Source organism: Allobosea sp. LjRoot9 (genome assembly GCF_964252745.1).
Lineage (GTDB): Bacteria > Pseudomonadota > Alphaproteobacteria > Rhizobiales > Beijerinckiaceae > Allobosea.
On sequence record NZ_CAXUPC020000001.1, the window covers coordinates 1667431 to 1680797 of the forward strand.

The window sequence follows — 13367 nt, forward strand, 5'->3', positions numbered from 1 at the left end:
GGGGAATCGGAAAAAACGGGCCTGTGGCGCTGACATTCCACACGCTTCTCACCGGGTTCATCATGGCCCCGCTCATCGTGGTGATGCTGGTGTCGCTGTCGGACAAGGAATACGTCTCGATGCCTTTCGACGGCGCTTCGCTTCGCTGGTATCGCGAGATCCTGGCCGCGCCTGAACTGATCAGCGCATTCTGGCTATCGGTCTGGCTGGGACTTGCCTCGGCTACGTTGGCCTCGATCGTCGCCGTGCCTGCGGCGCTTGCCATCGCACGGCATCGGTTCGTCGGCCGCGATGGGTTGATGGCGTTCTTGATGTCGCCGCTGATGATCCCCCATGTCGTCCTTGGCGTCGCGTTCCTGCGCTTCTTCTCCATCATGGAATGGACCGGTTCCTTCCTAGCGCTGGCGCTGGTCCATGCGCTCACGGTCGTTCCCTATTCGCTGCGACTGACGTTGGCTGCCGTGATCGGGTTGGAACGCGATGCCGAATCTGCCGCCAGATCGCTGGGCGCGTCGCGCTTCGTCGCCTTTCGTCGAATTCTCCTGCCGCTGATCCTGCCGGGCGTGGCCGCCGGGTGGATCCTGGCGTTCATCCAGAGTTTCGACGAAGTAACGATGACGATATTCGTTGCGACGCCCGGGACGATGACGCTGCCTGTCGCGCTGTACAATCGTATATCGCAGCTTACCGATCCGGTAACGACTTCGGTCTCGACGATCCTGATCATCGGAACGATGGGATTCATGTTCGCGCTCGACAGGATCGTCGGGCTGGACAAGGTCCTCATCGGGAAAAAATAGACCAATCGAAGCTGAACGAACCTCGTCATCCCTGGCGAGGACAGGATACGTGCGCCCAAAATTCGCGATGCGAGGGGCCCGGACTGGAGTTTCACATGGGCAACAAGACAATGACCGTCGTCGGAGGTGGTCTCGTCGGGGCGGCAATCGCCTACGGCGCGGTCCGCGCCGGAATTCAGGTCCGCGTCCTCGATCAAGGCGACGTCGCCTTCCGCGCCTCCCGAGGCAATTTCGGGCTGGTTTGGGTGTCGAGCAAGGGCGGCAAGATGCCGCGATATGCGAGCTGGAGCCGCGATGCGCTGAAGCTATGGCCCGAGTTGCAGAAGGAACTCCTCGATCTGACGAATGTCGATGCCGGCCTGCAGCAGCCGGGCGGCTTCTGGCTGGGGTTCAGCGAAGCGGATGTCAGGGTGCGCGCCGACCTTCTGGAGAGGATCGACCGCGAGGTTGGCGGCATCCCCTTCCAGATGATGGATCCGCCCGAGCTCCGGCAATATCTGCCCGGTCTCGGCCCGTCCGTGGTCGGCGGCAGCTTCTGTTCGCTGGACGGTCACGCAAATCCGTTGCAGCTGTTGCGGGGCCTGCATGCGGCTCTCCGCCAAAGAGGCGCCGAGGTCATCAGCGGCGTCGACATCGCCGACGTTCAATATGATCGCGATAGCGGGCAGTTCGAGGCCCTCGCGACCGACGGCCAGCGTTGGAAGAGCGAGCGGCTGGTCCTGGCGGCCGGTCTCGGCAATGCCCGGCTGGCGCCGCAGGTGGGGTTGCATGCGCCGGTCTCCTCGACCCGCGGCCAGGTCCTGATCACGGAACGGCTCAAGCCGTTCCTCGATTATCCGACCAACAAGTGCCGGCAGACCGCCGAAGGCAGCGTGCAGATCGGATCAACCTCGGAGGATGTCGGGCTGGACGACGGCACGACGACCGAGAAGATCGAAGGGCTGGCGCGCCGCGCCGTCGCGACCTTTCCCGCGCTGGCGCGTGCACGCCTCGTCCGGGCCTGGGGCGCATTGCGGCCGCTGACGCCCGATGGACACCCGATCTACCAGGGCTCGGCCTCGTGCCCTGGGGCCTATATGGCGACGAGCCATAGCGGTGTCACGCTCGCGGCCGCCCATAGTTTCGTGATCGGGCCGTGGATGGCCGGCCTCGCACAGGCGCCGGCTGACTTCGACGTCTTCAAGGGCGATCGCTTCCTGGACCCCAATGCGAGCTTCTCCCATGACCACTGACGCGCTCTTCGCGATTCCGCGGTCGCCGGATCTGGAAACGGTCACGATCACCTTCGACGGCAAGCCTTTGACGGTGCCGGCCGGGATCAGCGTCGCGGCTGCCCTGCTCGTCGGCGGCGTGCATGATTTTCGTTCGAGCGTCGTTGGCCAGGTGCCGCGAGCGCCCTACTGCATGATGGGCGTCTGCTTCGAATGCCTGGTGGAAATCGACGGCGTTCCCGCCAGGCAGAGCTGCCTCGTCCCGGTCAGTGACGGGATGACGGTGTGCCGCCAGATCGGCGCCGCCCATCTGGATGACATCGGCTTTGGAGAAGAACTCGGCTTCGGAGAAGAACCATGAGCGATGCCATGGTCGACCTCGTCATCGTTGGCTCCGGCCCTGCCGGGATGGCTGCGGCCTGCGAGGCTCGCGCGCTCGATCTGTCTGTCGTCTTGCTTGACGAGCAGGCCGCCAGCGGTGGCCAGATCTATCGCAACATCGAGTCCGCTCCGGCGGACCGTGTCGAGATACTCGGCAAGGATTACGAGGCCGGCCGCAGCCTGGCATCGGACTTCCAAAACAGCGGAGCGCGACATCTTCGCGGCGCCGTTGTCTGGAATGTGTCTTTGGATGGCGCCGTCGACTACGTGGCGAGCGGTCGCTCCCAGCAGGTCGTCGGCAAGCATATCCTGCTCGCCAGCGGCGCGATGGAGCGGCCTTTCCCCATCCCCGGCTGGACCCTGCCCGGGGTCATGGGAGCCGGCGCCGCACAGATCCTGCTGAAAGGCTCGGGAGCTCTGCCGAATGGTCCGGTCGTCCTCGCCGGCTGCGGGCCGCTGCTGTACCTGCTCGCCTGGCAGTACCTGCGGGCCGGTGCGACGATCGCGGCGCTGGTCGATGCCACCGCTGCGCCATCGGCCTACAAGCGCGCCCTGCCCCATGCTTTCGGAGCACTGAGGGGTTGGCGCGACCTTGTGAAGGGCCTCAAGCTGCTTTCAGCTCTTCGGCGCCACGGCGTCCCTGTCTTCTCGGGAGCCAGCGAACTCGCGATCGCGGGAGAGAAGCGGGCCGAGAGCCTTGCCTTCAGGCATCGCGGGCGAGCGGTTCGGATTCCGACGTCGCTGCTGCTGTTGCATCAGGGCATCGTCCCCAACACGCAACTGAGCTGGTCGACTGGCGCAAAGCATCGCTGGGATGAAGATCAACTCTGCTGGCTTCCCGATACCGACCCGTGGGGACGCCTGGGTGACACGCCGCTTTATGTCGCAGGCGACAGCCGCGGCATCGTGGGCGCCCAGGCCTCCGCCGTACAAGGTCGGCTGGCTGCCTTGGCCATCAGCGAACGCCTCGGCGTCAAGGTGGATGGCGCCCAGCGGGCGGCGCTGCAGAGCCAGCTCAAGCGCCATACCCATATTCGGCCGTTCCTGAACGCCCTCTACCGACCGACCGACGAGAACCGGATCCCGCAGGATCCCGGCGTCGTGGTCTGCCGGTGCGAAGAGGTCACCGCCGGGCAGATCCGCCGCTATGTCGAACTGGGCTGCCTCGGCCCCAATCAGACCAAGGCGTTCGGGCGCTGCGGGATGGGGCCGTGCCAGGGGCGGTTCTGCGGCCTGACGGTGACAGAAATCATCGCTCGTGCGCGCGGAGTCGCACCCGAGGAGGTCGGCTACTACCGCATCAGGCCACCGATCAAGCCCGTCATGCTCGGCGATTTCGTGCAGTAGACCGCGGCCTTCCCACAAGAATTTCACCACCGACCGAAAGGAACCACCATGAGCGATATCGTCCGTATCGAGACCGACAAGCGCCGCAGCCGTACCGTGATCTACAACGGCATGGTCTTCGTCGGCGGCATGACCGCCGATGACCGCAGCCAGGATATCAAGGGACAGACGCAGCAGACCCTCGCAAAGATCGAGGATTTCCTGGCGAAGGCAGGCACCGACAAGAGCCGCCTCCTGACCGCACAGATCTGGATCAAGGACCTCTCCCGGGACTTCGAGGGCATGAACGAGGTCTGGAACGCTTGGACCGCGCCGAATGCGGCGCCGACGCGAGCGACGGCTCAATGCGAGATGGGCGCGCCCGACGTCCTCGTCGAGATCATCGTGACCGCGGCCGCGTCGCAATAGGCGACGAACGCCCGCCCAAACGCCGCCGATCTTCCCGACCTGAGGACAGCATCATGAAACTGACCGAGCTTCGGACCTATGTTCATCCGAATGCAAACAAGCACTACCTGATTGCTGTCCTCCAGACCGACAAGGGCATTGTCGGTGTCGGCGAAGCAACGCTCGACCATCGCTGGCCATCCGTCATCGCCGGAATCCAGGAAGGATTTCGCGCGATCGCCGGGCAGGACCCGACCACGGTCGAAAAGCACTGGGCGACACTGAAGGACAAGGTCTACTGGAGCGACGGAGCGAGCAGCCGGGCCGCCCTTGCCGCGATCGACCAGGCTCTGTGGGACATCACCGGCAAGGCGTATGGCCTGCCCGTGCACAAGCTGCTTGGCGGAGCCGTTCGTGACAAGGTCCGCGTCTACCTCAACCAGTGGTGGGCCGGTTACACCTCGACCGAGGATCTGATCGAAAAGGCCAGGGCTGCCGTTGCGCGAGGCGCGACGGCCCTCAAATGGTATCCGTTCGGCACGCCTGACCAATTCCACTATCAGGTCATGAAGCATGACGTGCCGCGCGCCATCGCCGAAGTGAAGGCGGTGCGGGAGGCATTGGGGCCGTCGATTGGCCTGATGGTCGATATCTGGCGACGGCTCGATTGGGCTTCGGCAGCCCAGTTTTGCGCCGGGATCGCTGATTGCAACCTGATCTTCGTGGAAGAGCCGACGGAGTATCAAAGCGCCGAGGCACTCGGGCGGCTCTCGGCGGCAACGCATGCGAGAATTGCCTTCGGGGAGCGGTTCCATTCCCGCAGGCAATTTGCGGAGATCATCGAGAAGCAGGCCGTCGGCCTCGTGCAGCCGTCGATCATCCGCGTCGGCGGACTGACCGAAGCGATCAAGATTGGCCACGCTGCCGAAACCTATTCGATCGGCGTGGCGCCTCACAATCCGCATGGGCCGATCGCAATCGCAGCTTCGGTCACATTGGCAGCGGTCCTGACGAACTTTGTCATTCTCGAATCGTATGAGAACGACAATCCGCCCTCGCGAAACCAGTTCGTAAAGGACGGCCCGCTGATCAAGGGCGATTTTTATCCGGTTTCGGATATGCTTGGACTGGGCATTGAGATTGATGAATCCAAATTGGGAGATCTGTCTTCCGACACCGAACGGCTCATTGCCTAAGAGCTCGTCCAAAACAGGCCGAGCCGTTGTCGCTCTGGGTCGATCGAGCTTCAACGAGCCTCGTAGTCTCCGGCGGCAATGGCGTCGAACGGGACGCGGCCTGACTCGACTATCTGAGGCTGATCGAATCGCTGACACCCCATCCGAACCGACTGGGCCGACATGGTACCTGACGTGAGCGCGCCCCGCCGCCCAAGCACCACCGGTCTGCGCCGATTCCTGGATCTCCAGCAGCAGAGCGATTGGATGCAGGGCAAGACGACCCTGCGCGACGCCGATGAGCGCTCGGAGTCGCTGGAACTGCGTCTCAAATACGTCGCGCGGTTCGAGAAGCTGCTGCGCCGGCCCCAGGCACAAGAGGTCCTGGACATTCTCCGGCAATACGGCCGCAACTGCATCCCGATCCCGAGCCGGACCGAGCGGCATTACTGGTCGGTTTCCTGTCTGCCGTCGACGCCGGGCAAGGCGCTCATTCGCGTCAATGCGAGCTGGATGGAGCTTTTCTCGCTCTATGCGGATGGCGAGGGCGTCCGCGCGCTATTTCTGGTGCATCTTTCCGATTTCACCAGGGACCATTCGCTCGATCAGGGCGAGGTGGATGAAGCTTTCATCGAGCGCAGCGTGATGACGCTAGAAGACGTCAGCTATGTCTTTCCCCGCGGCGAGAACATTTTCGGCGTCAAGATCCGCGGTCTCTCCTCGATCGGCAAATTCCTCGCGGAGCGCCGTTCGTTGCAGGCCATCCGGGCGTTCAACCTGACGCATATGAACCGGGGTCGGAACGCCTATCAGGCGAGCCATTGCTACAGCCTGGCTGACCACATGATGAGTGGTCACGCGGACTGAGCGGAGACAGTTCGAAGCTGCGATTGTGAAATGGCGCGACCTACGGGAGTCGAACCCGTCTCCCCAGCGTGAAAGGCTGGTGTCCTAACCGATAGACGAAGGTCGCGGGCCTCTGAATCGACGGCTGCCCGTCGAGAAGCGGGGCGAGGTATAGTGGCAGGGCGCGCCCTCTGCAAGCACCAGTTTGACGATATCCGGGGAAAGTTGGGCAGGCCCACCGCTCCCCCGCCCTACCTCGAAAACCACCGCAATCAGCCCGGACGCGCCATGTCGAGGACACGCAGCTCGGCGCTCTCACGGCCGCCCCAGCGGTTCAGCGTCAGCGTCGCGGCGAGATGAACGCTCTCGCCGCGCGCCGCCAGCAGGGCGCGTCCCAGCGGCTCCTGCGCCACGCGGAAGGCGATGCCGCCCACGGTTGCGCCGTCGCCGCTCTTGAGCTTGATCCGGACATGGCCGCCGCTGCCGATCTCGACAGCCTCGACCAGGCGATGCGCGGGAAAGACGAAAACCGGCTCGGGACTGCCCGCGCCGAAAGGCCCCGCCTTGTCGATCTCGGCGAGCAGGCGCGGATTGGCGCCGCCCGCGCTCAGCGCCGCATCGATCAGCAGCGCCTCGGCCTCATCAGCCGCCGCGACCTGCATCGCCAGCCGCTCGGCCAGGAAAGCCTGGAAGGCAGGAGCCTGCCCGGCAGCCAGCGTCACACCGGCCGCCATGGCGTGGCCGCCGCCCTTGACCGCGAGCCCGGCCTCGACCGCCTCGCGCACGGCGCGGCCGAGATCGACGCCCGCGACCGAACGGCCCGACCCCGTCGCACCACCCTCCCCGTTCAAAGCGAGCGCAAAGGCCGGGCGCCGGAAGCGCTCCTTCAGCCTTGCGGCGACGAGGCCGACGATGCCGGGATGCCAATCGGCGGAGGCCGCCATCAGCACGGGCTGGTCGGGCAGGTTCATCAGCGCATGATCGGCCTGCGCGGTGGCTTCCAGCACCGCCTGCCGCTCGATCTCCTGACGTTCCTGGTTCAATCGGTTGAGTTCGGTCGCGATGCTGCGCGCCTCGATCTCGTCTTCGGTCAGCAGGAGTCTGGCGCCCAGCGCCGCATCGCCGATGCGCCCGCCGGCATTGATGCGCGGGCCGAGCAGGAAGCCGAGATGCCAGGGCTGCACCGGGCCATCGAGGCCCGCGACATCCATCAGCGCGGCCAGTCCCGGCCGCGTCCGCCCCCGCAATATGGCGATGCCCTGGCGCACGAAGGCGCGGTTCAGGCCCTTGAGCGGCACGACATCGGCCACAGTCGCCAGCGCCACGAGATCGAGCGCCGCCAGCAGATCGGGCTCACCCTCCGCCCTGCCCGCCCAGAAGCCTTGCCGCCGCAGCGTCCGGCTGAGGGCGACGAGCGTCAGGAAGACGACGCCTGCCGCGCAGAGATGGCCGAGCCCGGAGAGATCGTCCTGCCGGTTGGGATTGACCAGCGCGGTGACCGGCGGAAGCAGCTCGGGCGCCTGATGGTGGTCGAGGACGACGACATCGAGCCCGAGCCTTTGCGCCTCGGCCAATGGCTCATGGCTGGTCGTGCCGCAATCGACCGTGACCAGCAGCGTCGCGCCTTCGCCTGCCAGTGTGCGGATGGCGTCGCTGTTGGGGCCATAGCCCTCGATCAAGCGGTCCGGGATATGGATGCGCGGCTGCGCGCCGGCTTGCCGCAGGAAGCCTGCGAGCAGGGCTGCCGAGCAGGCGCCGTCGACATCGTAATCGCCGAAGATCGCGACCTTTTCACGCCGCTGCGCCGCCTCGGCCAGGCGGGCGGCGGCGGCTTCCATATCGGTCAGCGTCGCGGGATCAGGCAGGAGATCGCGCAGGCGGGGCTCGAGGAAGCGCAAGGCCTCATTGGGCTCGACGCCGCGCCCGGCGAGCAGGCGCGACAAGGTATCGGGGATGCCTTCGAGCTGTGCCAAGGCCTCGGCGCGGCCGAGCCCTGCGGCGTCCAGCCTGTCGCGCCAGGGCCGGCCGAGCACGGAGTGGGACACGCCGAGGAAAAGGCGCTGGGGAATGAGACTCATGATCTGAGGGGGTCGCGCAGGCGCGCGCATTCGTCAACCACTACCTGCCTTGCCGGGGCTTGGGGGATCGCCATACTGCGCGGCAAGCAGCCGGGAAAGGGCAGCAGGCGTGGGGCAGGATATATGGGGCAGGACGCGGACGTCATCATCATCGGAGCCGGGCTCGCCGGGCTCGTGGCCGCGACCGAGCTCACCGACGCCGGTCGAAAGGTCATCCTGCTCGATCAGGAGCCCGAGCAATCGCTCGGCGGGCAGGCCTTCTGGTCGCTCGGCGGATTGTTCATGGTCGACACGCCCGAGCAGCGCCGCCTGCGCATTCGCGATTCGCGCGAACTCGCGGCGCAGGACTGGTTCGGCTCGGCCGGGTTCGACCGCCCTGAGGACGACTGGCCGCGCGCCTGGGCGCAGGCCTATCTCGACTTCGCTTTGGGTGAGAAGCGCGCCTGGCTGCACGCCATGGGCATGCGCTGGTTCCCCGTCGTCGGCTGGGCCGAACGCGGCGGCTATCTCGCCAGCGGCCACGGCAATTCGGTACCGCGCTTCCATGTCACCTGGGGCACCGGGCCCGGCGTGCTGGAGCCGTTCCTGCGCCGGTTGAAGGAGGCGCAGGCTCGTGGCTTGATCGAGCTGCGCTTTCGCCACCGCGTCACCGCGCTTGCCCGCAGCGCCGGCGCGGTCGACGGCGTCGCGGGCGAGATCCTGGAGGCGAGCACGGTCGAGCGTGGAGCAAAGAGCTCGCGCGGCACGGTCGGCGCTTTCGCGCTCAAGGCGCAGGCCGTGATCGTCACCTCCGGCGGCATCGGCGGCAATCACGATCTCGTCCGGGCGAGCTGGCCGCAGCGATTGGGCGCTCCGCCTGAGCGCCTGCTCTCAGGCGTGCCCGACCATGTCGACGGCGCGATGCTGGCAATCGCGGAGGCGACTGGCGGCCGGCTGATCAATGGCGACCGGATGTGGCACTATGTCGAGGGCATCGCCAATTGGGCGCCGATCTGGCCGCGACACGGCATCCGCATCCTGCCAGGCCCCTCCTCGCTCTGGTTCGATGCGCGCGGCAACCGCCTGCCGGTGCCGCTGTTTCCCGGTTTCGACACGCTCGGCACGCTCGAGCACATCATGAAGACCGGCTACGATTATTCCTGGTTCGTGCTGAACCGCAGCATCATCGCCAAGGAATTCGCGCTCTCGGGCTCCGAGCAGAATCCCGATCTGACCGGCAAAAGCTGGCGCCAAGTGCTGGGACGAGCGGGCGGCGGCGTGCCGGCGCCCGTCCAGGCCTTCATGGACAAGGGCGAGGATTTCATCGTCGAGAACGATCTCTCCCGGCTGGTCGCGCGCATGAATGTGCTTGCCGGCGAGACGCTGATCGACGAGGCACGGCTTCGGGCCGAGATCGAGGCGCGCGACCGCACGCTCGACAACCCCTTCGGCAAGGATCTGCAGGTCACGGCGCTGCGCGGCGCCCGCGCCTATCTCGGCGACCGCCTGATCCGGACTGCAAAACCGCATCGCATCCTCGACCCGGAGCATGGCCCGCTGATCGCCGTCAGGCTCAACATCCTGACCCGCAAATCATTGGGCGGCCTGATGACGGATTTGTCCGCGCGCGTGCTGGATAGCGCAGGCGAGCCGGTGCCCGGGCTCTACGCGGCCGGAGAAGCCGCCGGCTTCGGCGGCGGCGGCCTGCATGGCTATCGCGCCCTTGAAGGCACCTTCCTCGGCGGCTGCCTGTTCTCCGGCCGAACCGCCGGGCGCGCCGCGGCGCAGGCGGTCTGATAGGACACGCCCGCTTACACTCGGAACCACGCCGTCATTCCGGGGCTACGCGAAGCGTAGAGCCCGGAACCCAGAACCGATGAAGCTGGGAAGTACGCGTAGTCATCGGTAGCGCTTGTATCGCCGCCACCTGCGGTTCTGGGTTCCGGGCTCAGGCCTGCGGCCTGCCCCGGAATGACGGCGTGGTTCCGAGCCCAAACAGGCATCCCTGGCCTCCGCTTCGTCCGGCTTACTTGCCCTGCCAATGCGGCGCGCGCTTGCCGAGGAAGGCTTCCATGCCCTCGCGGAAATCGGCGCTCATATAGCACATCAGGACGAGGTCATCGCCCTGCGGGTGGCCATTGGCCTTGGCGATGCGGCGCAGCGCTTCCTTGGTCGCGCGCATCGTCAAAGGCGCATGGCCTGCGATCGTGGTCGCCAGTTCGCGCATCCGGACGAGGAGCGCAGCATGGTCGGCGACGAGCTCATTATAGAGCCCGATGCGCTGCCCCTCCTCGGCCTCGATCAAACGCGCGGTGAAGACGATGTCCTTGACGCGGGCCGGGCCGAGCAGCGTCGCGAGCCGGGCGTAGTTGCTCATCGACAGGCAGTTTCCGAGCGTGCGCGCCACCGGAAAGCCGAAGCGGGCCGATTGCGTCGCGATCCGGATGTCGCAGGCGCAGGCGATGCTCGCCCCGCCGCCCGTGACCGCGCCCGAGATCGCAGCGATGGTCGGGATCGGGCAGCTTTCGATCGCCGTGATGATGCGGTCGATCCGGCTCTCATAGGCCAGCGCGTCGTCTGGCGTATTGAAGGCGCGGAACTGCGTGATGTCGGTGCCGGCGGCAAAAGCCTTCTCGCCCGCGCCGGTGAGGACGAGCACTTTCGGGTCGCCATGGCCGGGAAGATCGCCACAGATCGCAGCGAGCCGCTCATACATCGCGAAAGTCAGCGCGTTGCGGGCCTGGGGGCGGTTGAGCGTGATGGTGCCGATGCCGTCCGCAACGGTGTACAGAATCTCGTCGTCCATGCTCTCAAGGCTCCTTTCAGATCGCGCCACTATCTCTCAAATGCGAGATCGCCGCCTCGTCATAGCCGAGCTCACCCAGGATCTCGGCATTGTGCTCGCCGGCCTCGGGCGTCGGCGTCGCCACGGAAGCCGGCGTGCGCGACAAGCCGACAGGCTCGCCGATGACGCGGATATCGCCGAGCACCGGATGCGAAACCGGCTGCGCGATGCCCAGATGCTGGACCTGGGGATCGTCGAACATCGCGTCGACCGCATAGATCGGCCCGGCCGGCACGGCCGCCGCCTCGAAGGCAGCCAGCCAATGGGCGCTGTCCTGCGTCGTCAGGATAGCCTCGATCAGCACGCGCAATTCGGGCCGCGCTTTGAGCCGCTTCTCCATATTATCGTAGCGCGGATCAGCCGCGAGGCCGGGGCGGTCGATCGCACCGCAGAAGGAGCGCCAATGCCCTTCCGCGCCGACGCCGATATTGATGTGGCCGTCGCGCGTCGCATAAACGCCCATCGGCGTCGAATAGGGATGGTCGTTGCCAGCCTGCGGCGGCACCTGGCCTTCGACCAGGAAGCGCGCCGCCTGGAAATCCATCATCGCGATCTGGGCCTCGAGCAATGAGGTCTGGACCCATTGGCCTTTGCCGGAGACGGCACGCTCCTGCAATGCCACCAGCGCGCCGATCGCGCCATAAAGCCCGGCGGCGGAATCGGCCACCGCGATGCCGGCGCGCACCGGACCCTGGCCGGGCAGACCCGTCACCGACATCATTCCGCCCATGCCCTGGGCGATCTGGTCGAAGCCCGCGCGCGTCCGGTAAGGCCCGCTCTGGCCGAAGCCTGAGATCGAGACCAGGATCAGGCGCGGATTGAGCGCGTGCAGCGTTTCGAAATCGAGGCTGAGCCGCTCCTTCACATCGGGCCGGAAGTTCTCGACCAGGAGGTCGGCGCTCTCGATCAGCTTGCGCAGGACCGCCGCGCCGCCTTCCGTCTTCAGATTGAGCGTCAGCGAGCGCTTGTTGCGATGCAGGTTCTGCATGTCATAGCCATGCCGCGGCCCGCTCATGTTCTCGTTGGGGTCGAAGCCCGGCGGGCTCTCGACCTTGATCACATCGGCGCCGAAATCCGCGAAGACCCGCACGCAGGTCGGCCCCGCCCGGACGCGCGAGAGATCGAGCACACGGAGGCGGTTGAGCGCTGAAGACGGCGTCGGGCGCGGCATGGCTCTCTACAGCAATCTTCGACCCAACTGGATCGTCAAATGGCTGCATCCTCTTGTTTTAACGCGCTTTCTTCACGCGAAACGGGGTTGGGCCACTCCGCTCGAAACCGCGCTGGGTTCGACGAGGCTCTCGCCTCTCAGGCTCAATCGAGCTTGAACTTCTCGAACTGACGGTGCTCGCCATAGATCCGGCGCACGGTGCCGGTGATCGAGCGATAGACGATCGTCTCGGTCTCGATGACCTCCTTGCCGAACCTGACGCCCTTCAGCATGCCGCCATTGGTGACGCCGGTGGCACAGACGATGGTGTCGCCCGAGGCCATCTCCTCCATGCTGTATTTCCGGTTCGGATCGGTGATGCCCATGGTGAGGGCCCGGGCGCGCTTCTCCTCGGTGTCGAGGATGAGGCGGCCCTGCATCTGGCCGCCGACGCAGCGCAGCGCGGCTGCCGCCAGCACGCCCTCAGGCGCGCCGCCGATGCCGAGATAGAGGTCGATACCGGTCTTGTCCGGCTCAGTGCAGTAGATCACGCCGGCGACGTCGCCATCGGTGATCAGGCGGATCGAGCAGCCGGTCTTGCGGACCTCCTCGATCAGCTTGGCATGGCGCGGGCGATCCATGATCAGGGTCGAGATCTCGCTCGGCTTGACGCCCTTGGCCTTGGCCAGCGCATAGATGTTGTCAGTCGCGGACGCGTCGAGATCGACCACGCCGCGGGCATAGCCCGGGCCGATCGCGATCTTGTCCATGTAGACGTCAGGCGCGTTGAGCAGCTTGCCGGCCTCGGCCATCGCCATCACGGCGATGGAATCGGGCATGTCCTTGGCGCAGAGCGTCGTGCCCTCGAGCGGATCGACGGCGATGTGGACCTTGGGGCCCTGCCTGGTGCCGACCTTCTCGCCGATGAAGAGCATCGGCGCCTCGTCGCGCTCGCCCTCGCCGATGACGATCTCACCGTCGATCGGCAGGCGGTTGAGCTCGCGGCGCATGGCGTCGACCGCCGCCTGGTCCGCCGCCTTCTCGTTGCCGTGACCGCGCAGGCGCGCGGCCGAGACGGCGGCGCGCTCGGTGACGCGGACCAGCTCCATCGAGAGATAGCGCTCGATGATCTGGTTCGGGGAAATACGGAGATCTTCGGACATGGATG

At 66.1% G+C, this 13367-nt stretch carries 12 protein-coding genes and 1 tRNA gene; 8 read left to right on the forward strand and 5 right to left on the reverse strand.

The features are described 5' to 3' along the window. Positions 1-5 precede the first annotated feature (5 nt). The 7 genes from ACSQ3P_RS07630 to ACSQ3P_RS07660 all read left to right on the forward strand — a co-directional run bounded on the left by ACSQ3P_RS07630 (position 6) and on the right by ACSQ3P_RS07660 (position 6168). Positions 6-800, forward strand: a complete 795-nt coding sequence (locus ACSQ3P_RS07630; RefSeq protein ID WP_436165180.1) for an ABC transporter permease — start codon at positions 6-8, stop codon at positions 798-800. A gap of 95 nt (positions 801-895) precedes the next feature. Then, positions 896-2032 carry an NAD(P)/FAD-dependent oxidoreductase gene (locus ACSQ3P_RS07635; protein WP_436164962.1) on the forward strand — a complete coding sequence of 379 codons (1137 nt, stop codon included), beginning with the start codon at positions 896-898 and terminating at the stop codon, positions 2030-2032. Beyond that, a complete protein-coding gene (locus ACSQ3P_RS07640; protein ID WP_436164963.1) occupies positions 2022-2372 on the forward strand; it encodes a (2Fe-2S)-binding protein in 351 nt (116 codons plus the stop codon). Before ACSQ3P_RS07635 ends, ACSQ3P_RS07640 begins: the two co-directional genes overlap by 11 nt. Continuing rightward, positions 2369-3739, forward strand: a complete 1371-nt coding sequence (locus ACSQ3P_RS07645) for an FAD-dependent oxidoreductase (protein ID WP_436164964.1) — start codon at positions 2369-2371, stop codon at positions 3737-3739. Before ACSQ3P_RS07640 ends, ACSQ3P_RS07645 begins: the two co-directional genes overlap by 4 nt. 48 nt (positions 3740-3787) lie before the next feature. Then, positions 3788-4147, forward strand: coding sequence for a RidA family protein (locus tag ACSQ3P_RS07650; RefSeq protein WP_436164965.1), 360 nt, complete (start codon positions 3788-3790; stop codon positions 4145-4147). A 53-nt stretch (positions 4148-4200) separates the two neighbouring features. Further along, on the forward strand, positions 4201-5322 hold the full coding sequence (locus tag ACSQ3P_RS07655) for a mandelate racemase/muconate lactonizing enzyme family protein (RefSeq protein ID WP_436164966.1): 1122 nt from the start codon (positions 4201-4203) through the stop codon (positions 5320-5322). A 162-nt stretch (positions 5323-5484) separates the two neighbouring features. Further along, on the forward strand, positions 5485-6168 hold the full coding sequence (locus tag ACSQ3P_RS07660) for a hypothetical protein (protein WP_436164967.1): 684 nt from the start codon (positions 5485-5487) through the stop codon (positions 6166-6168). Between the two features lie 31 nt (positions 6169-6199). On the opposite strand, the gene ACSQ3P_RS07665 is transcribed toward ACSQ3P_RS07660, so the two are convergent. Together ACSQ3P_RS07665 and recJ are read right to left on the reverse strand one after the other, a co-directional pair. Continuing rightward, positions 6200-6274: transfer RNA gene (locus ACSQ3P_RS07665), tRNA-Glu, on the reverse strand. 145 nt (positions 6275-6419) lie between these two features. Next, complete coding sequence (gene recJ / locus ACSQ3P_RS07670) at positions 6420-8225, reverse strand: single-stranded-DNA-specific exonuclease RecJ (RefSeq protein WP_436164968.1); 1806 nt, start codon at positions 8223-8225, stop codon at positions 6420-6422. A 123-nt stretch (positions 8226-8348) separates the two neighbouring features. Here recJ and ACSQ3P_RS07675 point away from each other — a divergent pair, with 123 nt between their 5' ends. Beyond that, positions 8349-10001 (forward strand): FAD-binding dehydrogenase, encoded by a 1653-nt coding sequence (locus tag ACSQ3P_RS07675; RefSeq protein WP_436164969.1) that lies wholly within the window; start codon positions 8349-8351, stop codon positions 9999-10001. Between the two features lie 229 nt (positions 10002-10230). On the opposite strand, the gene ACSQ3P_RS07680 is transcribed toward ACSQ3P_RS07675, so the two are convergent. From ACSQ3P_RS07680 to glpX, 3 genes are all read right to left on the reverse strand, one after another. Further along, entirely contained in the window at positions 10231-11010 is a 780-nt protein-coding gene (locus tag ACSQ3P_RS07680) for an enoyl-CoA hydratase/isomerase family protein (protein WP_436164970.1), read from the reverse strand. Positions 11011-11026: 16 nt separating this feature from the next. After that, complete coding sequence (locus ACSQ3P_RS07685; protein ID WP_436164971.1) at positions 11027-12220, reverse strand: CaiB/BaiF CoA transferase family protein; 1194 nt, start codon at positions 12218-12220, stop codon at positions 11027-11029. A 143-nt stretch (positions 12221-12363) separates the two neighbouring features. Beyond that, positions 12364-13362: a class II fructose-bisphosphatase gene (gene glpX, locus ACSQ3P_RS07690; RefSeq protein WP_436164972.1), complete on the reverse strand. Its 999-nt coding sequence runs from the start codon at positions 13360-13362 to the stop codon at positions 12364-12366. Positions 13363-13367: the final 5 nt, after the last annotated feature.

What these genes read in the sequence shown, in the direction of transcription:
- ACSQ3P_RS07650 (WP_436164965.1), top strand. Translation starts at nt 3,788, where the DNA reads ATGAGCGATATCGTCCGTATCGAGACCGACAAGCGCCGCAGCCGTACC.
- ACSQ3P_RS07675 (WP_436164969.1), top strand. Translation starts at nt 8,349, where the DNA reads ATGGGGCAGGACGCGGACGTCATCATCATCGGAGCCGGGCTCGCCGGG.
- ACSQ3P_RS07645 (WP_436164964.1), top strand. Translation starts at nt 2,369, where the DNA reads ATGAGCGATGCCATGGTCGACCTCGTCATCGTTGGCTCCGGCCCTGCC.
- ACSQ3P_RS07635 (WP_436164962.1), top strand. Translation starts at nt 896, where the DNA reads ATGGGCAACAAGACAATGACCGTCGTCGGAGGTGGTCTCGTCGGGGCG.
- ACSQ3P_RS07660 (WP_436164967.1), top strand. Translation starts at nt 5,485, where the DNA reads ATGGTACCTGACGTGAGCGCGCCCCGCCGCCCAAGCACCACCGGTCTG.
- ACSQ3P_RS07640 (WP_436164963.1), top strand. Translation starts at nt 2,022, where the DNA reads ATGACCACTGACGCGCTCTTCGCGATTCCGCGGTCGCCGGATCTGGAA.
- glpX (WP_436164972.1), bottom strand. Translation starts at nt 13,362, where the DNA reads ATGTCCGAAGATCTCCGTATTTCCCCGAACCAGATCATCGAGCGCTAT.
- ACSQ3P_RS07680 (WP_436164970.1), bottom strand. Translation starts at nt 11,010, where the DNA reads ATGGACGACGAGATTCTGTACACCGTTGCGGACGGCATCGGCACCATC.
- ACSQ3P_RS07655 (WP_436164966.1), top strand. Translation starts at nt 4,201, where the DNA reads ATGAAACTGACCGAGCTTCGGACCTATGTTCATCCGAATGCAAACAAG.
- recJ (WP_436164968.1), bottom strand. Translation starts at nt 8,225, where the DNA reads ATGAGTCTCATTCCCCAGCGCCTTTTCCTCGGCGTGTCCCACTCCGTG.
- ACSQ3P_RS07685 (WP_436164971.1), bottom strand. Translation starts at nt 12,220, where the DNA reads ATGCCGCGCCCGACGCCGTCTTCAGCGCTCAACCGCCTCCGTGTGCTC.